This is a genomic window from Aquidulcibacter sp., assembly GCF_020253525.1.
Classification (GTDB): Bacteria; Pseudomonadota; Alphaproteobacteria; order Caulobacterales; family Aquidulcibacteraceae; genus Aquidulcibacter.
The window spans coordinates 1-16374 of sequence record NZ_JADCBK010000126.1 but is presented as its reverse complement, the minus strand read 5'-3'; the positions used below and the strand labels follow the sequence as shown (position 1 = coordinate 16374).

Genomic DNA, 16374 nt, shown 5'->3' with positions numbered 1-16374 from the left:
CCATAAAGCACCAAGGCTGGGGGTGGTAGCTTATCGGCCGCCCGATAGGCCTTCTCCATCAAATTCACCAGCCCATAGACGGCATCTAATCGGGTCGCAAAAATCATGTTTGGATCACGGCCCAAGCGGCGCAACATCTCGATATTGTCCGATGCCATAATCGTGCGCGTTACAGTGCGAGGCGGGTCAAACGGCTTGCGGGATACGGGTAAATGCGCGCTTGTCCATAATGAGATCCGGTAGGCCAACGGTAAGTTGGACCAGCCCCATACAGCGGGTGCAATCAAGACAAGCCTATCCGCCGCAAGGCCCTCTGCCTCTCCGGCGGCCGCCAATATGGTTGCCGCCCCCATGCTTTCACCCACCGCGACAATGGGTACGTTCCGATGGGTCTGCCGCGCCACCTGCAAAGCCGTACGCAGATCCTGGATCATCAAGGCTTCATTGCCCCAAACCCCGCGCTGGGGCGAGCGACCAAACCCGCGGGCGTCATACGCATACGTCGTGATGCCATGGGCCGCCCAATAGGGCGCAGCTGTCTCAAACGCGCGCGCATAATCATTCATGCCGTGGAGTGCCACGATGATGGCTTTGGGCTCTGCCGATTGCGCCTTCCAAGTGGAAAGACCGAGCGCCGTGCCATCGAAGCTGACAAACTGGGTCGGGGTAAAGCGCGGGCCTTGATATTCAGGTCCCGGAATCTGGGCATTTTGGCGCACGGGCGTGCAAGCGGCCAGCAAAACGCCCGTTAGCGCCAGTAAAGCTGTGGTCCACCGCTTCACGATTAGCCCAAACTTATTCCGCAACCCCGCTCGCATCCTCAAGCTCATCATCGGGCGAGACAGGATTTGCAATTTCGCCTGGAACGCCCAAGCGATAAACCCCCTTGAAGCCATTGGGATCAATGACCTTACCTTTGCGGTAAATACTGATCTGGCCAGAGCGCGCCAAATGAATGGCCGCCTGGCGTACAGATGGCAGACGTTTGCGCCACCCATCTGGATCCTCGCCCGTATAGACGGCGCGGGCGACTTCGGTTGGATCAATCGTCCGGCCTTTTTTCGAGGCGGCGATGAGGGACAAAATGGCAGCTTCTTCCGGGCTCATGGCTTTAGCTCCTCGCCGCTTTCATCATCTCACGCGCGATGACGATTTGTTGGATTTGGCTGGTGCCTTCATAAATGCGGAAGATACGCACATCGCGGTAGAAACGCTCAATGCCATAATCGGCAACATAGCCTGCGCCGCCGAAAATCTGCACCGCCCTGTCAGCCACGCGACCAACCATTTCAGAAGCATAATATTTGGCCGCTGCGGCTTCCAACGTGATCGATTGACCAGAATCGCGCAAGCGCGCCGCATCCAACACCATAGACTTGGCCGCATAGGCTTCGGTTTTTGAATCGGCCAACATGGCCTGGATCAATTGATGCTCGGCAATTGGTTTGCCAAATTGCTGGCGCTCCATCGCATAGGCTAGGCTATCGGCAATCAGGCGCTCGGCCACGCCGACGCAGACTGAAGCAATATGCAGTCGCCCACGGTCGAGCACTTGCATCGCCACTTTAAAGCCCTCGCCCTCCCCGCCTAAGCGGTTCTCGACTGGAACTTTCACATTGTCGAAATAGACTTCGCAAATATGGGCACCTTGCTGGCCCATTTTCTTTTCAGGCTTGCCGATGCTGAGCCCGGGGCTATCGCGCTCAACCAAAAAGGCGGTGACACCTTTGGCCCCTTTCACGTCAGGACTTGTCCGCGCCATGACAGTAAACAGGCCCGCCTTATTCGCATTGGTGATATAGCGCTTGGAGCCATTCATCACATAATGGTCGCCCTCCAGACGTGCTGTCGTTTGCACTGCGGCAGAATCAGAACCTGCTTCGGCCTCAGTAAGACAGAAGCTGGTGACGATCTCGCCTGAGGCAATGCCTGGCAGATATTTCTGCTTTTGTGCTTCTGTCCCGAACATAACCAAACCCTGCGCACCAATGCCCACATTGGTGCCAAAGCACGAGCGGAAAGCAGGGCTCGTACGGCCGAGTTCAAACGCCACACGGCATTCAGCCTCCATCGACAATTCCAACCCACCATAGTCGGCAGGAATCGTCAGACCATAGAGACCCAATTCCTTCATCTGAGCGACAATCGCATCAGGCACGGCATCTTCTTCAGAGACTTGCGCCTCAATCGGGCGCAGCTTTTCGGCAACAAAGCGGGCAACCAAGCTGACCAGCTCTTGGGTGGTCTCAGAATCATAGGCCATTGGCATCTCCTGAAGCAGACATTCTTGTATTATTCGCTCAGCACTTTAAGACCCACCCCACCCTCCTGACGAGTCCTAAAAGAAAGCCTGTTGCACATGAGCGAGAATACCCCATCCAAACCACAATTAGTCACCGAGGGTGAATTTGCGGGCTGGTCCACGTGGGGCAATGGCTCGGACCCATTTGAGACGCTGACTGGCCCCTTTTATATGAAGCCCGTGTCAGAGGGTGGATACATTTGTGCCTTTATGCCTGAGGAACGCCATTGCAATGGCATGGGCAATATCCATGGCGGCTGCCTCATGACCTTTGCGGACTTTGCTCTTTTTGCCCATTGTCATGACTATATGAATGAGCAGCCCTGTGTGACGATGCAGTTTGAGAGCCAATTTGTTGGTGGTGCCAAGCCCGGTATTTTGATCGAATCAACCGCTGATATTGTGCGGGCAACCCGTACCATGTTGTTCGTCCGTGGCGTGCTGACCCAATCGGATAAGCCAGTGCTTGCCTATTCGGCGATCCTAAAACGCATAGGCATGTGACTATATCCCGCATTTTTGCATGTCTCGTCTGACATAAATTCGGGACAATTGCGGCGCGAATGGGGCGAAAAGGGTAGCCATTTACCCACGGTTCATCTGGGGGACAAGGTTCCGCCACAATCTGTATCTTATTGATCACACTACCTATTTGCACGCCTAACATGACAGAATGGTTAGTTGCGGAAGTGGGGTGCGAGACCCTACCTTTGACGTGTCGAAAGGCTCTCCTCCCCTCTGAGCGCGTTTTGATCCAATGGATCAAAGTTGCACTCAAAACCAATAATGGAGCAACAGCTCATCCGATCTTTCTTAGCCAGATAGATCGGGGTTGCTCTAGACGACCGACAAAGAGCGGCGTCACACCCCGGGAGCCTTTGGATCAAAAAAGCGATCGTCCCTTAGCCACTCAGGCTTGTGGGATGTGGTCGCAGAAGGAACAAAGGAACTATATCATGCGTATTTTCGCTCTCGCTGTTTTGGCCGTTACCGCTTTTGCTTCGGCTCCTAGCTTTGCTCAAGATGCAGCTGGCCAAGTCTATATCAATGGTGGCTACAACCATTTCCAAACCAAGACTGCTGATACCGGCACGGTGAACGGCCGTATTGGCTATCAAATCACCCCGAACTTTGCCGTTGAAGGCGAAGGCGGTTTTGGCGTCAATGACGACAAGGTCAATGGTGTGACCGTTAAGAACCGTGGCACTTTGGGTGCCTTCGCTGTGGCCAGCGCACCTGTGGCAGAGCGCCTGTCGCTGATCGGCCGCGCCGGCTATGTCCACCAATGGGGTGAAGCGAAGACCGGTGCTGTAAAGGTGAAGGATGACGATGGCTCGTTCGCCGTCGGCGTGGGTGGCCAGTATATGCTCGACGATGCCAATGGTATCCGTGTGGACTATACACGCTATACCGAAGGCAAGGGCAGCAATGGCTACGCCGTTAGCTATGTCCGTAAATTCTAAAGCCACACGGCTTTAATGCCAGAAATAGAAAAGCCTCCTCAGTTTTGGGGAGGCTTTTTTGCTTAAGCCCCCCTGCCCTAGGGCAGAGCCTTCACCCCATTGCGCGCGATCACACGCTTGACGACACTTAAATCATCGACGCGCTTGGCGATGGTATAAAGTTTCGGCGCATGGGCCTGATACCAATCCGGCTTCGGCCGCCACTGGATCAACATCCAGATGTAAAGATCAAGTGTGCTAAACGTCTCCCCTAGAAACCACGGATGGCTCACCTGTTGCTCCAGATGGAGCATCAAGCGCTTGCGGTGCTGGTCGGTCCGGGTGCGCAGGGGCCCCGCCTCATCCTGATCCGCCCATTTCATAGGATAATCGCCATAGGTGAAGGTTGGATAGATTGCGGCATTGATAAACATCAACCAACGCCAGAAAGAGGGGCGCAGGCCACTATCTAGTGCTGGTACCAAATCCAGATCAGGCCGTGAGTCGTGGATTGTCAGCACAATCGCGGCTGTTTCTGTTAGGACAGTGCCATTGGGGAAGACCAAGGTTGGGACTTGGCCCAAGGGGTTGGTGGCGTGCAGGCCCTCGCTTTCAAGCCCATGATCGCCCCAGCACGCCACCTGCACCCGGAAGCGAACGCCCGCCATTCCAAGAACAATCTCGGCGAGCATTGATCCGCCGCCATTACCAACAAATAGGACAGGATCAGTCGCCTGCGTCGTCACCATGGCTTAGCCACCGCCACCAAATTGTTCAGACCAAGCCTTTACCTGATCTTCTTCAATCTTGGCAAACAACAGGTCTGGCACGTGGGTTTGAAGCCCATGCGGCAGGGCGTCCAGCAAACTTGCATCATCGGCTTTTGGCCACATCCGATTTTTCTCTGGCACACCAATGCCATCCAAAATCCGCCCTGCGGCTTCTGGCACAAAGGGTTGGGCCAAGATGGCAAAAAGTGCGACGAGGTTCAGGCCTGTACGAACCCCAACAGCGGCTAAAGCTTCATCCGTTTTGATCGCTGTCCAAGGGGCTGCCGTTTGCAGATATTCATTGCCCAAAGCCCACAGGGCCCGGGTTTCTGCGGCGGCTTTGCGGAACTCCATCTCTTCATGGAAGGCGGTGATTGTCGCAATCTTGGCAGAGACTTCGGTCCACAATTTGGCTTCGGCTTCGCCCGCCACACCGATTGCAGGCACTTTGCCTTCAAACTTGGCCGCAGCAAACTTCATGATGCGATTGACGAAATTGCCCAGCACATTGGCAAGGTCCGAATTCACCGTGGCTTGAAAGCCTTCGAGCGTAAAAGCTGCATCAGAGCTTTCAGGCGCATTAGCCATCAGATACCAGCGCCAATAATCGCCAATGAGAAGTTCCAACGCTTGATCCATAAAGATACCGCGCTTTTGGCTGGTGGAGAATTTCCCCCCATACCAGGTCAACCAGTTGAAGGCCTTCAAGCGGTCAACCAGTTTCCACGGCTCGCCCGAGCCCAGAATCGTGACCGGAAAGGAGACCGTGTGGAATGCCACATTGTCTTTGCCCATTACCTGCACATAGGTCACATCCGCGGCACCTTGATCATTACGCCACCAACGCTTCCAGTCACCACCTGTGGCCTCCGCCCATTCTTCGGTCGCGGCGATATATTCGATGGGCGCATCAAACCAGACATAGAAGACTTTGTTTTCAAAGCCCGGGCGAGGTTTCCCATCTTTCAAGACCGGCACACCCCACGACAGATCGCGCGTGATGGCCCGATCCTGCAACCCTTCGTCTAGCCACTTATAGGCAATGGAGCGCGCCAAATGCGGCCAATCCTGCGCGGCATCGACCCACGCGCGGATCTTCTCTTCCATCAAGGGCTGACGCAGGAAGAGATGGGCGGTGTCGCGTACCTCAATATTGGTAGAGCCCGAAATTTTTGAGCGCGGGTTCTTCAGCTGCGTGGGGTCGAGCAAGGAGCCGCAATTATCGCATTGGTCGCCGCGCGCATCCTCAAACCCACAGATTGGGCATGTCCCCTCCACATAGCGGTCGGGCAGAAAGCGGGCGTCATCAATGCAATAGACCTGTTTGGTTACGCGCTCTTCCAACAGGCCATTGGCCTCCAACATCTCGGCAAAATGTTGGGTCAGGGCATAGTTTTGGGCGCTGGATGAACGGCCAAACCAGTCAAACGATAGATGGAAGCCCTCGCCTGCCTTGCGCTGAATGTCATGCTGCTCATCGCAATAGGCTTTGGTCGACATGCCCGCCTCTGCCGCGGCCAATTCAGCCGGCGTGCCGTGCTCGTCAGTTGCGCAGATGAACAGGACCTCATGGCCTTGCAGGCGACGGAAACGCGCATGCACATCCGCGGGCAACATCGACCCCGCCAAATTGCCGAGATGTTTGATGCCATTAATGTAAGGAAGCGCAGAAGTGATGAGAAAACGAGCCATGGCCATGATGTAGGCGATTTGAGCGCGCCATCCAAGGCTTGGACCGCATAAGCCCCAGACAAAACATGACGCAAAAAAATAGGGCCGGCTGAACCGGCCCCAGTTTGGGCATCGTGAGGACGTTGGAGGCGTAGGGGCTAACGATGCCGGTTGATTTAGTGCCGGTCAGATGCGGCCATGCCCAAAAGGCCAGAGGCGACTGCGGAAAGCCAGGCGGCGACAATAAGGTTGATCATGGTTGTTATCCTTTGTGTGAAGCTCGGGGAGGAGCGGGTTTGGTGGGGTTTAGAGACGAATTATGGAGGGCGAGAGGAGATGGCGTGGAGGAAGATTGAGCTTTAGGCGCGCTCTGCGGCGGCCATAGAAGCTAGACCTGCGCCTAAAAGGCTGAGCCAAGCGGTGATTGCGAGCGTGATCATGGTGGTTTTCCTTGTTCGTTTTTTAGAGGGGGAGGTTTTGGGGGAGGGTTAGAGCGTTTTGCTTAGTTGCGTTCGGTGGCTGCCATTGTGGCCATGCCGGCACCTAAAGCGCTGAGCCAGATTGTGACGATAAAAGTGATCATGTTGGTTTCTCCTGTTGGTCTGTCGTTGTGTTTGTGCTGCACTGCTGTAGTGCATGGGTGTATTACTACTATAATACACCACATGTGTCAAACACATTTTTTGCCCTGTGTGCATTTTTTTGCAGATTTGCGTTTTGGGGCTAAAAAAGGCATGGAGCGGCCATGACTTCCGAGAACCTAGACAGGCGCTTTTGCGTTGCCCCGATGATGGAATGGACAGACCGGCATTGCCGGGCGTTTCACCGTACGCTGTCTAAAGGTGCCCTGCTCTATACAGAGATGGTCACGGCGGATGCTTTGATGCATGGCGATAGAAACCGCCTGATCGGCTTTGACGCGTGTGAACACCCTGTTGCGATACAAATTGGTGGCTCTGATCCCCATAAGCTTGCTGAAGCCACCAAAATTAGCACGGACTTTGGCTATGGGGAGATAAATTTAAATGTCGGCTGTCCATCCGACCGCGTGCAGTCCGGACGGTTTGGCGCTTGCCTGATGCGAGAGCCTGACTTGGTGGCAGAATGTGTGAGTGCCATGCAAGCCGCCACGCATTTGCCCGTCACGGTGAAGAACCGGCTGGGCGTGGATGACCAAGACCCCCACGAAAGCCTATTCAACTTTGTCGAGACAGTAGCCCAGGCTGGGGTGACCGTTTTTATTGTGCATGCGCGCAAGGCTATCTTGAAGGGCCTGTCGCCCAAGGATAATCGCGAGATCCCGCCCTTAGACTATGATCTGGTGCGCGCACTCAAAGCAGCCCACCCCCAGCTCACCATCATTTTGAATGGGGGGATCAGCAGTATTGAGCAGGCCCAAGAAGCGGTTAGAGGCCTAAATGGCGTGATGCTCGGCCGAGCTGCCTATCATGATCCGTCCCTTCTGGGGCGGGTGGATCGGGAGATTTTGGGACACGATACTGAGCTTGTGCGCCCTGAAGAGGCTTATCGCGCCTATCGGCCCTATGTGGAGCGGCGCTTGGCCGAGGGCGTGCCGCTGCATGCGATTACCCGCCACATGCTGGGCCTATTTGCGGGCAAGCCCGGTGCCCGCATGTTCCGGCGGCAATTGGGCGAAGAGAGCCGCGCAGGCGCGGGCATTGAAGTCTATGACCGCGCGCTGGAGCTGATTGAACGCGAAGCCACCCGCTTTGCCAATCGCGGCGAGATCGCGGCCTGATGCCGCCACTCCAAGACCTTTTGATTCTGGTAGCAGCCATGGCAGGGGCTGGTGTGTTTGCCGGCCTCATCGCAGGGCTGTTTGGCGTCGGTGGCGGGACAGTCCTCGTCCCTGCCCTTTTTTATGCGTTTGGCGTGTTTGGACTGGGCGGGGAAGCCAATCTGCATGTGGCGGTGGGCACCAGCTTGTCGACCATCATCACCACCTCGCTGCGCTCGGTTGCCGCCCACCGCAAGCATGGGGCGGTAGATGAGGGTGTTCTCAAAGGCTTTATTCCATGGATCGCTTTGGGGGCCATCATTGGCGCGGTGCTGGCAGGCTTTGCCGATAAGGCAACCTTGGGCTTGATTTATGGGGCCTTTGCCATTGCCTTGGCGGCCTATATGGGCCTTGGCAAGGAAAGCTGGACCATCATGGCCGACGTCCCGACCGGGCCAGCACGCGCCGGCGTTGGGGCCAGCCTTGGTGCCGTTTCGGCCCTGATGGGCATAGGTGGCGGGGCCTTTGGCTCTGCCGTTATGACTTTGGCCGGCAGGCCAATCCATCAGGCAGTGGCGACCGCTTCAGGCTTCGGCGTCGCCATTGCGGTGCCCGCGACCTTGGGCTTTATCGCGATGGGCTGGGGCGCGGAAGGCAGACCGCCTCTGTCGCTCGGCTATATCAATGTGCCGGGCTTTATCATTTTGGCGCTCTTGACCGGGGCTGTTGCCCCTTATGGCGCCAAGCTCGCCCACCGTTTAGACAAAACCATGCTGCGCCGCGCCTTTGGAGCCTATCTGGCCTTCACGGCCCTAGCGGTGGTGATCAAGGCGCTGGTGACTTAGGCTTCTTCCACCAATCATTTTCTACTGTCATTGGCGCGGCCATTGGGTGCAGTTCTAACTGGATTTCATGCCCCTGCTGCGCACGAAGTTCGAGGACCCACAGCAATAATTCTTGCACGCGGCGGGCTGAATAAAGAACTGCGACCGCGACACCCATGGCCATGACCATGACTTGGTTGTTGATTAGAGGCTGAGGCCAAACAGAACCAAGGCTGTGAGCCATGAGCGCTCCGAAATAAGCAAAGGCCAAAATCATCCAGACCCAGAGTATCAACCCACTGAGCCTTGTCTTAGACCCCGGAATGCCACTTCTGAATGCGAGGTTTTGACCGTTCGATTTAGGCAGATTTTGCGAGGCGACCACCGCACCTAGGCCGTAAATTACAAAGACCGCGACCGTGACGAGAGGATATATTGGATTGCTGAAAAATGCGACGTTACTGCTTTCGTTCACAAAGTAAGGCAACCCAATAAGGATCAATACCAGCGCCGATAAGGATGCATCCGCGCGCGCCTCGGCAATCGCGCAGGTGATTTTTGTTTCCACGTCCGGCGCAATTTGGCGTTTCGTCGGGGAGAAAATCCTTCGAAAAGTCAGCGGCTGATAGTCTGGAAGGACACGCTTTGTCATTTCGTTGGCCGCTCCACCTGTAGCGAACTGGGCTCCCGAATGGCGTCGTCGCTGTCGGCCTCAAGAGCCAAGTGGTGCCCTTGCTGTGCGCGCAGATCGAGGACCCAGCCCAACCTTTCTTGCGCAGCAGCAATCCCGGCGGCAAGCCCCAAAATGGCAGCGAAAACCATCATCTCAACGGAATAGGTATCAAAAATTCCACCCCGGTGTTGGCCAACAACATAGCTGTAAACCAATGCAAGTAGAAAGACAGCCAAGGTCGCATGGAACATCATCTTGATGAAACGGCTAACACGTGTCCGTGCAAGGGGAATTCCGCTTTGAAACAGGACATTTCGTCCGCCAGTTCGTTTCGCCAAATTGTTCCCAATCGCATAAATCAGCGCCACCGCGACGAACATCATCGCAAGTGAAATTTCGGCTTTTATATCGGCGCCGCTAAAGTCCTGTCTCCACACACCAAAGTGATAGATGAGGCAAATAAACACCAGAAACGATGCCATTGCCGCAATCGTGCCGATAGCCTCCGCAATTGCACAGCTAATCCGCGTCTCCACATCGGGCGCTAAAGGCCGCTTGTCGGTCCAGAACAGGATTTGATTGGGGCTTGGGTGTTTGTCAGACATGGAGGAGCCTCGCTCTTTCATTTGGTTGGCCGCTCGTACCAAGCAGTGCGAGCTCCCTTGGCATCTTCGCCATCCGTGTCGAGTGGCAGCTTATGGCCTTGTTCTGCCCGCAGCTCGAGAATCCAGCGGGCTCTGACGAGAATTGAGCTTCCGTAGCTTGCCAGCGCGCAGGTTGCGTAAAGACCAGCCAATTCTGCGAAGTAGAGGTCGCTTCGCTCAGCCATGTTCAGCATCAAAAGAACGAGGTTAACCATCAGGCCAGCTAGGGCAGCCATCGCGATCACCAAAAGAATTCGGCTCAAACGGGTCTGATCCGTGGGAACACCACTTTGAAAAACCGAACGTGGAAACCACTCATGTGCGCCAGTCACGAGCAAGAGGATTGATGCAAACACCATCAAGAGTGGGCCAAAGATCGATTGCGCAACGGAAATATCCTCCGCTTCCCCAGCGCGAATGAGGAGCAGGAAACCGATAAACATCAGACTGCTCACCACTTGAACACCAGCTGTCCCAATCTCGGAAATCGCGCAGCTAATCCGCGTCTCCACATCGGGCGCTAAAGGCCGTTCGTCGGTTCGGAACAGGATTTTATTGGGGCTTGGGTGCTTGTCAGACATGGGGAAAGCCTTGCTGGATCAATTCGTTGGTCGCTGAAACCAAGCAGGCCCCGACTTCGGGCTGGCCGCCTCGCCATCGGCACGTTGCGCCGACACCTGGCCCTGCTCTGCCCGCAGATCGAGAATCCATTGAATGCGTTCTTGGATGGCGCGCAAGGCACTCAATAGCGTCAGAAGCGCCGTCACCAACAAGGCTGTTCCACGAGTTTCATAGAGTTGCTCAAGCTGCGCGGTAAAAACATATCCCGCTGCCGCCGCTGCAAAGGTCCAAATCATTGCAAGGGTTGCTGCAGATGACAGAATGCTGGTCACGTGGGTCCGCTTGCCCTGAATGCCGCATTGAAAATCCCTAGAGTTCGCTTGAGCTAGGCTTGCGAAGATACCCAGGCTTGCCAGCACACAAATAGCCAAAAGGAAGAATTCCCAACCGTCAATAGAAGGCTGAAACTTTATCAAATCATCGAGATTCAAAGCGATGGCCAACAGAGACAAGCCCGCGAAGCCACCCCCAACTTGTTCTTTCATCTCCTGCACTGCCGAGTTGATTTTATCGTCAATGCTCGGCGCAATCGGACGAGAATCCTTGAAGAACAGAAACTTGCGGACTTCGGCGGTGTGGCTAACGGGTTCAGTCATGCTTTAATTCTCCTCAGACGTTCTTTCGAAGCTGGGCGATACCGGATGATGGACTGGTGCTTCAGTCAGAGTCTGCCCTTGGAAAGGCTTCTCTATGTTTTTCTGGCCATTCAGAACTTTTATCCATTGAATTGTTTCATACACTTTCACCAAATCCGAAATGGCCCACAAAGCTGAGAAACTTACACTGGCCAATAGGTAATGGAAAAACACTCCGCTCAAAACTAAGTTAGACGACGGAAAATCACGGCTGAATAAGTAAGTTACAATCGTGACGGTTAAAACAAGTGTTTGCCAAACAAGCAAAAGAATGCCTGCCGAAAGAAGTAAATTTGACGGCAAAAAAATGCTCTCAGACTTGCCCGAGTGAAACTGGGGCCAAGCAGCGCGAGATTTTCGAACTGCCCTCATGCTCCAGAACCAAGTTATCCAATAGGGAAGCCACCAAAATCCCAATAGATCGGCTAGCCACCCATTTCCAAAATCCTTCGTATTCTCAATGAGCACGAGTGAAGACGAAAATGCCATGCTGACCGCAAGAATGAAGCCAATCATCGCACGATCAATCTCACCCAATGCCGCTTGAATTTTCGTCTCCCGATCTGGGGCGATTGGCCCATATTTTCCTTGGGGCACCGACGGTGCAACGGGCGGCTCTGAACTTATAAGAAAAGCCATCACCCCGTCCTATAAAGTCTTAGCCCAGCTGGGCAATTGGGGTTCTTGTTCGGCTTGTTTAGTGGGCGCGGTTTGATTCCGACGAATGTCTTGGACCCACTCAAGAGTTTCCAACGCAGCGGCGATCATGGCGCATACACCTAGGCACCCACCGAGAACTTGAGGAACACTCAAGAAGCGCAGCGCCGAAGAGGAGTCCCGGCCTTGCGTGAAGTCAAAGTAAGAGGTTGCAACCACCAAAACAAAACCCCCCACCCAAACAACGGCAGCCACCACACTGATGAGGAGTGAGGGCGTCCTCCAGCTCCGCACCCTACCAGTAATCAAAACAGGTTGGATAGAAAGTCTTCGAAAGAGTGATTTGCCGCCCGCAAAAAGCGCAATGACACTGATGACCAAGAAGATCGAGCTCGCATAGATGCTCACTTGCTCGAGGAATGTCGTGCCTGCGTCGTCCAACCCCAGCTTGCCAAACAGGGGTACGCAGCCTGCCAACGTTAGCATCAGAGTGAACAGACCACTGATCAGAAAGCCAAAAACCTCGTTTAAGCCAGCCGTGATCTTGTCTTCCGGCGTTTGGGCGATCTCAATCCCAAGCTTGTTTGTCGGTCTACCCAATCCCGCCTCCAATCACGCACCACCTTCAATAGGGGAAGGCTAAGGCCAATTGGGCGATCTGGCAACCTAGGATTTGCGCGGGATGGAAAGCCCTACTTAGACCAATTGCTCGACCCGAGCTTCAACGATATCGACCAAATCGCCCATGATTTCGGTGATTTTAAAGTCCTTCGGCGTATAGACGGCAGCGACGCCAAATTGTTTCAAGGCGCGCGCATCTTCTGGCGGGATGATCCCGCCGACCACCACGGGGACATGTTCCAGTCCTGCCGCGCGCATGCGGGCCACCACATCGCGGACGAGATCGAGATGCGAGCCTGAAAGGATCGACAGACCCACCGCATGGGCCTTCTTTTCGGCGGCGCGGGCGACGATTTCTTCCGGTGTCATGCGGATGCCTTCATAGGTCACATCCATGCCGACGGCACGCGCACGTGAGGCAATTTGTTCAGCCCCGTTGGAATGGCCATCAAGGCCAGGCTTGCCCACCAAAAAGGCCAAGCGACGACCCAGTTTCTCGCTGAGGACATCGACCTTTTTCGACACGGCTTCAATATCTTCGCCCTCGATATTCACAAGTAGCGAGACACCGGTTGGCGCGCGATATTCGCCATAAACCCGGCGCAGCAAAGCCCCCCACTCCCCCGTGGTGACACCGGCTTTGGCGCACGCAATCGAAGGCTCCATAATATTGCGGTTTTCACGCGCTGCGGCTTCCAATTCTGCCAAAGCCGCCTCGACAGCAGCGCTATCGCGCGCCGCGCGCCACGCATTCAAGCGCTTAATCTGATCGGCTTCCACCATGGGGTCGACCGTCTGGATAGAGCCTTCGCCTGCCGACAAGGGAGATTGTTCGGTGTCGGACCAGCGATTAACCCCGACCACCACTTGGCTACCGCTTTCAATGCCCAACAAGCGGTCGCGATTGGATTGGACGAGGCCTTCCTTCATATAGGGCACAGCCGCCACCGCCCCACCGAGCGCATCAATCTTTGCAAGCTCTGCCTTCGCACCAGCCACCAATTCGGCGACCTTTTTTTCCACGACATGAGAGCCCGCGAACAAATCCTCATATTCGAGAAGATCGGTTTCATAGGCGAGGATTTGCTGAAGCCTCAAGCTCCATTGCTGGTCCCATGGCCGTGGCAGGCCTAAGGCCTCGTTCCAAGCCGGCAATTGCACAGCCCGCGCCCGGGCATCCTTGCTCATGGTCACGGCTAAGGTTTCAAGCAAAATGCGATAGACGTTGTTTTCAGGCTGCGGCTCTGTCAGGCCCAAGGAATTGACCTGCACGCCATAGCGGAAGCGGCGCATGGCAGGATCGGTCACGCCATAGCGGTCCTTACAAATCTCGTCCCACAAGACGTTGAAGGCGCGCATTTTGCACAGCTCTGTCACAAAGCGGATGCCGGCATTGACGAAGAAACTGATGCGGCCAACCACGGCGGGGAAATCCTCTGGCAGAACTTGGCCTTGGGCTTTGACTTCATCTAAAACGGCAATGGCAGTGGCCAGCGCAAAGGCCAATTCTTGTTCCGGCGTCGCCCCTGCTTCTTGCAAATGATAGGAGCACACATTCATCGGATTGAATTTAGGCGTTTCTTTGAGGCACCAAGCAATCGTATCGGCCGTAATTTTCAAGCTGGGGGCTGGTGGGAACACGTAAGTTCCACGCGAGAGATATTCCTTGATCAAATCATTCTGGGTGGTGCCCTGCAGCTTCTTGCGGTCTGCCCCCTGCTCGTCGGCCAAAGCGACATAAAGCGCCAAGAGCCACGCAGCAGGCGCATTAATCGTCATGCTGGTGTTCATGGTCTCCAGCGGAATATCTTTGAACAAGGCCCGCATGTCGCCCAAATGGCTGACGGGCACGCCCACCTTGCCCACTTCGCCCTTGGCCAAGACATGGTCGGCCTCATAGGCTGTCTGCGTCGGCAGATCGAACGCCACCGACAGGCCCGTCTGCCCGGCCGCCAAATTGGCCCGATAAAGCGCATTCGACTTTTCTGCCGTGGAATGGCCAGCATAGGTGCGGAAGATCCAGGGCTTGTCGGGGGCGTGTTGGAAGGGTTTATCGGTCATGCGTGTGTCCTTGTGCACTGCAGCATTGCCATGCCTGATACCTGCTAGGCAAGCGGCAAAATCTTCCAAGAACACTGAAATAGAGAGCCATTCTCGCTAAAATTTGCTTGACCGATAGGAGGGCGGGGATATACATAACATGTTATACAAATGAGCGGTTGATGCCAGATATTCTTCAAGATTTAGGCCATGTGGTGCTGGGAAGCCGTCTGAAGCGCTTGGCAGAGCGGCTTTTGGCCGACGCCACGGCGATTCTCGATCAAGCTGGCCTGGCCATCCAGCCCAGCCATTTGGCGCTTCTAGCAGCACTTGATCGGTATGGCCCCTTAAGCATTATGGAAGCGGTCGCCACTGTCGGCTTTAGCCAGCCCGCCATGACGCGCACCGTGGCCGCCCTGCGCGACGCAGGCCTGATCACCACCGACCAAAATCCGGGCGATGCGCGCGCCAAGCAGATTGCGCTGACCCACTCTGGTCGGGCCATTCTTGCAGAAACCAAACACCGCGTCTGGCCCAAGGTTGGCGCTGCAGTCTCGGACCTTTTAGGTGGGCGCGAACCGGAATTCTTAGCCCTTCTCACCCTTTTTGAAACCCATCTGGCGGAGCGATCCATGTTTGAGCGTGTCACCAATCCTTTCTCCGTGATTCAAGCAAGTGAGACGATCTCGCCTGACTTGGCGAAAGCCTTTTATGACATCAATGCGGCTTGGATCTCTGCCATGTTCAAGTTGGAGCCGCATGATGTGGATGTGCTCAGCAATCCTCAAGCAGAAATTCTCGACCGGGGTGGTGAGATCTTGTTCATCGCCACCGAAAAAGATGGGGTGGTAGGAACATGCGCTCTGATGCCGACCGACGATGGGGCCGTCGAATTGACCAAAATGGGTGTGCTTGACTCCATGCGCGGACAAAAGGCGGGCGAACATTTATTGGCCGCGACTTTAACACGGGCCGAAGAACGGGGGATAGATACCCTCTTCCTGCTCACCAACCACACCTGCGAAGCCGCTCTCCACCTCTATGAAAAGCTAGGCTTTGTGCATGACCCCGACATTATGGCCCGTTATGGCTGCAGCTATGAGCGTTGCGATGTGGCTATGCGCTATCGCCCGCAGGCCGCTTAGATTGGTTTTGTCCGCTAGTTAGAATGGTTCTTCTAGCGGGGCTAAAAACAGCTTGACAAATTATGCTGCAGCGCAGCAGAAGAGTTTGGCTCAGGCAAGGTCCGATTGGGGCTTGAAGCGCACGTTTCTGCCTCTAATTCGGACTATTGAGAAACCAATTTCCACAAAATGCGAAAAACCATCGCGCCAAGCACGTTCAGCGGGAGAGTTCGGGATGACGACAACAGATGTAGCGGCACCGCCAGTTTCGGGTGAGCCCTTGCTCGATCTCTATCCCGTCGGCAAAATTCCACCTGCTTATCATGTCCCCAAAACCATGTGGGGCTGGGCAATCCGCAAAGAGCGCCATGGCCGCCCACTCAAGGCGATGCAGCTGGAAGTTCTGCCGACGCCTGAGATTGATAATGATGAAGTCCTCCTGTTGGTGATGGCTGCTGGGGTCAATTATAACGGTGTTTGGGCGGGGTTGGGTGAACCTGTCAGCGTGCTGGATGGCTATGACCAAGATTATGCCGTTGTGGGTTCCGACGCTGCCGGGATTGTCTGGGCTGTGGGCAAGAACGTCAAACGCTGGAAGCCCGGCGATGAAGT

17 protein-coding genes and 1 pseudogene are annotated in these 16374 nt (G+C 55.2%); 6 read left to right on the top strand and 12 right to left on the bottom strand.

The features are described from left to right. From IOB61_RS13695 to IOB61_RS13685, 3 genes are all read right to left on the bottom strand, one after another. A partial coding sequence (locus IOB61_RS13695; protein WP_290817814.1) for an alpha/beta fold hydrolase occupies positions 1 to 782 on the bottom strand: 782 nt, incomplete at its 3' end. A gap of 13 nt (positions 783 to 795) precedes the next feature. Then, on the bottom strand, positions 796 to 1107 hold the full coding sequence (locus IOB61_RS13690) for a DUF3253 domain-containing protein (protein ID WP_290817811.1): 312 nt from the start codon (positions 1105 to 1107) through the stop codon (positions 796 to 798). A gap of 4 nt (positions 1108 to 1111) precedes the next feature. Beyond that, positions 1112 to 2263 carry an acyl-CoA dehydrogenase family protein gene (locus IOB61_RS13685; protein ID WP_290817808.1) on the bottom strand — a complete coding sequence of 384 codons (1152 nt, stop codon included), beginning with the start codon at positions 2261 to 2263 and terminating at the stop codon, positions 1112 to 1114. A 96-nt stretch (positions 2264 to 2359) separates the two neighbouring features. Between IOB61_RS13685 and IOB61_RS13680 the strand changes: the two genes are divergently transcribed. Together IOB61_RS13680 and IOB61_RS13675 are read left to right on the top strand one after the other, a co-directional pair. Next, positions 2360 to 2806, top strand: coding sequence for a PaaI family thioesterase (locus IOB61_RS13680; RefSeq protein WP_290817805.1), 447 nt, complete (start codon positions 2360 to 2362; stop codon positions 2804 to 2806). A gap of 452 nt (positions 2807 to 3258) precedes the next feature. Then, positions 3259 to 3765 (top strand): porin family protein, encoded by a 507-nt coding sequence (locus IOB61_RS13675; RefSeq protein WP_290817802.1) that lies wholly within the window; start codon positions 3259 to 3261, stop codon positions 3763 to 3765. Positions 3766 to 3842: 77 nt separating this feature from the next. On the opposite strand, the gene IOB61_RS13670 is transcribed toward IOB61_RS13675, so the two are convergent. Then, complete coding sequence (locus tag IOB61_RS13670) at positions 3843 to 4493, bottom strand: glutathione S-transferase family protein (protein ID WP_290817799.1); 651 nt, start codon at positions 4491 to 4493, stop codon at positions 3843 to 3845. Between the two features lie 3 nt (positions 4494 to 4496). After that, on the bottom strand, positions 4497 to 6206 hold the full coding sequence (metG, locus tag IOB61_RS13665; protein WP_290817796.1) for a methionine--tRNA ligase: 1710 nt from the start codon (positions 6204 to 6206) through the stop codon (positions 4497 to 4499). A gap of 724 nt (positions 6207 to 6930) precedes the next feature. Here metG and dusA point away from each other — a divergent pair. Together dusA and IOB61_RS13655 are read left to right on the top strand one after the other, a co-directional pair. Then, positions 6931 to 7944: a tRNA dihydrouridine(20/20a) synthase DusA gene (dusA, locus tag IOB61_RS13660; protein ID WP_290817794.1), complete on the top strand. Its 1014-nt coding sequence runs from the start codon at positions 6931 to 6933 to the stop codon at positions 7942 to 7944. After that, the gene (locus tag IOB61_RS13655) at positions 7944 to 8768 is read left to right on the top strand and encodes a sulfite exporter TauE/SafE family protein (protein WP_290817791.1); all 825 of its coding nucleotides are present in this window, start codon (positions 7944 to 7946) and stop codon (positions 8766 to 8768) included. Before dusA ends, IOB61_RS13655 begins: the two co-directional genes overlap by 1 nt. On the opposite strand, the gene IOB61_RS13650 is transcribed toward IOB61_RS13655, so the two are convergent. The 7 genes from IOB61_RS13650 to IOB61_RS13620 form a co-directional block, all read right to left on the bottom strand. Then, positions 8749 to 9399: a hypothetical protein gene (locus tag IOB61_RS13650; protein ID WP_290817788.1), complete on the bottom strand. Its 651-nt coding sequence runs from the start codon at positions 9397 to 9399 to the stop codon at positions 8749 to 8751. The two genes, IOB61_RS13655 and IOB61_RS13650, sit on opposite strands and share 20 nt — an antisense overlap. After that, the gene (locus IOB61_RS13645) at positions 9396 to 10025 is read right to left on the bottom strand and encodes a hypothetical protein (protein ID WP_290817785.1); all 630 of its coding nucleotides are present in this window, start codon (positions 10023 to 10025) and stop codon (positions 9396 to 9398) included. The genes IOB61_RS13650 and IOB61_RS13645 overlap by 4 nt, the downstream gene beginning before the upstream one ends. Before the next feature lie 17 nt (positions 10026 to 10042). Further along, positions 10043 to 10645, bottom strand: a complete 603-nt coding sequence (locus tag IOB61_RS13640; RefSeq protein WP_290817782.1) for a hypothetical protein — start codon at positions 10643 to 10645, stop codon at positions 10043 to 10045. An 18-nt stretch (positions 10646 to 10663) separates the two neighbouring features. Next, the gene (locus tag IOB61_RS13635; RefSeq protein WP_290817779.1) at positions 10664 to 11281 is read right to left on the bottom strand and encodes a hypothetical protein; all 618 of its coding nucleotides are present in this window, start codon (positions 11279 to 11281) and stop codon (positions 10664 to 10666) included. A 3-nt stretch (positions 11282 to 11284) separates the two neighbouring features. Next, the gene (locus IOB61_RS13630; RefSeq protein ID WP_290817776.1) at positions 11285 to 11959 is read right to left on the bottom strand and encodes a hypothetical protein; all 675 of its coding nucleotides are present in this window, start codon (positions 11957 to 11959) and stop codon (positions 11285 to 11287) included. A 9-nt stretch (positions 11960 to 11968) separates the two neighbouring features. Next, positions 11969 to 12577, bottom strand: a complete 609-nt coding sequence (locus IOB61_RS13625; protein ID WP_290817773.1) for a hypothetical protein — start codon at positions 12575 to 12577, stop codon at positions 11969 to 11971. A gap of 96 nt (positions 12578 to 12673) precedes the next feature. Then, positions 12674 to 14659, bottom strand: coding sequence for a protein meaA (locus IOB61_RS13620; RefSeq protein ID WP_290817770.1), 1986 nt, complete (start codon positions 14657 to 14659; stop codon positions 12674 to 12676). 161 nt (positions 14660 to 14820) lie between these two features. On the opposite strand from IOB61_RS13620, the gene IOB61_RS13615 reads away from it, so the two are divergent. Together IOB61_RS13615 and IOB61_RS13610 are read left to right on the top strand one after the other, a co-directional pair. Then, positions 14821 to 15783: a bifunctional helix-turn-helix transcriptional regulator/GNAT family N-acetyltransferase gene (locus IOB61_RS13615; protein WP_290817767.1), complete on the top strand. Its 963-nt coding sequence runs from the start codon at positions 14821 to 14823 to the stop codon at positions 15781 to 15783. A gap of 214 nt (positions 15784 to 15997) precedes the next feature. Beyond that, a pseudogene (locus IOB61_RS13610) lies at positions 15998 to 16374 on the top strand (crotonyl-CoA carboxylase/reductase); the annotation flags it as partial.

Bases quoted from the DNA above. Each gene is read 5' to 3' on its own strand.
- IOB61_RS13690 (WP_290817811.1), bottom strand. From the start codon at position 1,107: ATGAGCCCGGAAGAAGCTGCCATTTTGTCCCTCATCGCCGCCTCGAAA.
- IOB61_RS13685 (WP_290817808.1), bottom strand. From the start codon at position 2,263: ATGGCCTATGATTCTGAGACCACCCAAGAGCTGGTCAGCTTGGTTGCC.
- IOB61_RS13680 (WP_290817805.1), top strand. From the start codon at position 2,360: ATGAGCGAGAATACCCCATCCAAACCACAATTAGTCACCGAGGGTGAA.
- IOB61_RS13675 (WP_290817802.1), top strand. From the start codon at position 3,259: ATGCGTATTTTCGCTCTCGCTGTTTTGGCCGTTACCGCTTTTGCTTCG.
- IOB61_RS13670 (WP_290817799.1), bottom strand. From the start codon at position 4,493: ATGGTGACGACGCAGGCGACTGATCCTGTCCTATTTGTTGGTAATGGC.
- metG (WP_290817796.1), bottom strand. From the start codon at position 6,206: ATGGCTCGTTTTCTCATCACTTCTGCGCTTCCTTACATTAATGGCATC.
- dusA (WP_290817794.1), top strand. From the start codon at position 6,931: ATGACTTCCGAGAACCTAGACAGGCGCTTTTGCGTTGCCCCGATGATG.
- IOB61_RS13655 (WP_290817791.1), top strand. From the start codon at position 7,944: ATGCCGCCACTCCAAGACCTTTTGATTCTGGTAGCAGCCATGGCAGGG.
- IOB61_RS13650 (WP_290817788.1), bottom strand. From the start codon at position 9,399: ATGACAAAGCGTGTCCTTCCAGACTATCAGCCGCTGACTTTTCGAAGG.
- IOB61_RS13645 (WP_290817785.1), bottom strand. From the start codon at position 10,025: ATGTCTGACAAACACCCAAGCCCCAATCAAATCCTGTTCTGGACCGAC.
- IOB61_RS13640 (WP_290817782.1), bottom strand. From the start codon at position 10,645: ATGTCTGACAAGCACCCAAGCCCCAATAAAATCCTGTTCCGAACCGAC.
- IOB61_RS13635 (WP_290817779.1), bottom strand. From the start codon at position 11,281: ATGACTGAACCCGTTAGCCACACCGCCGAAGTCCGCAAGTTTCTGTTC.
- IOB61_RS13630 (WP_290817776.1), bottom strand. From the start codon at position 11,959: ATGGCTTTTCTTATAAGTTCAGAGCCGCCCGTTGCACCGTCGGTGCCC.
- IOB61_RS13620 (WP_290817770.1), bottom strand. From the start codon at position 14,659: ATGACCGATAAACCCTTCCAACACGCCCCCGACAAGCCCTGGATCTTC.
- IOB61_RS13615 (WP_290817767.1), top strand. From the start codon at position 14,821: ATGCCAGATATTCTTCAAGATTTAGGCCATGTGGTGCTGGGAAGCCGT.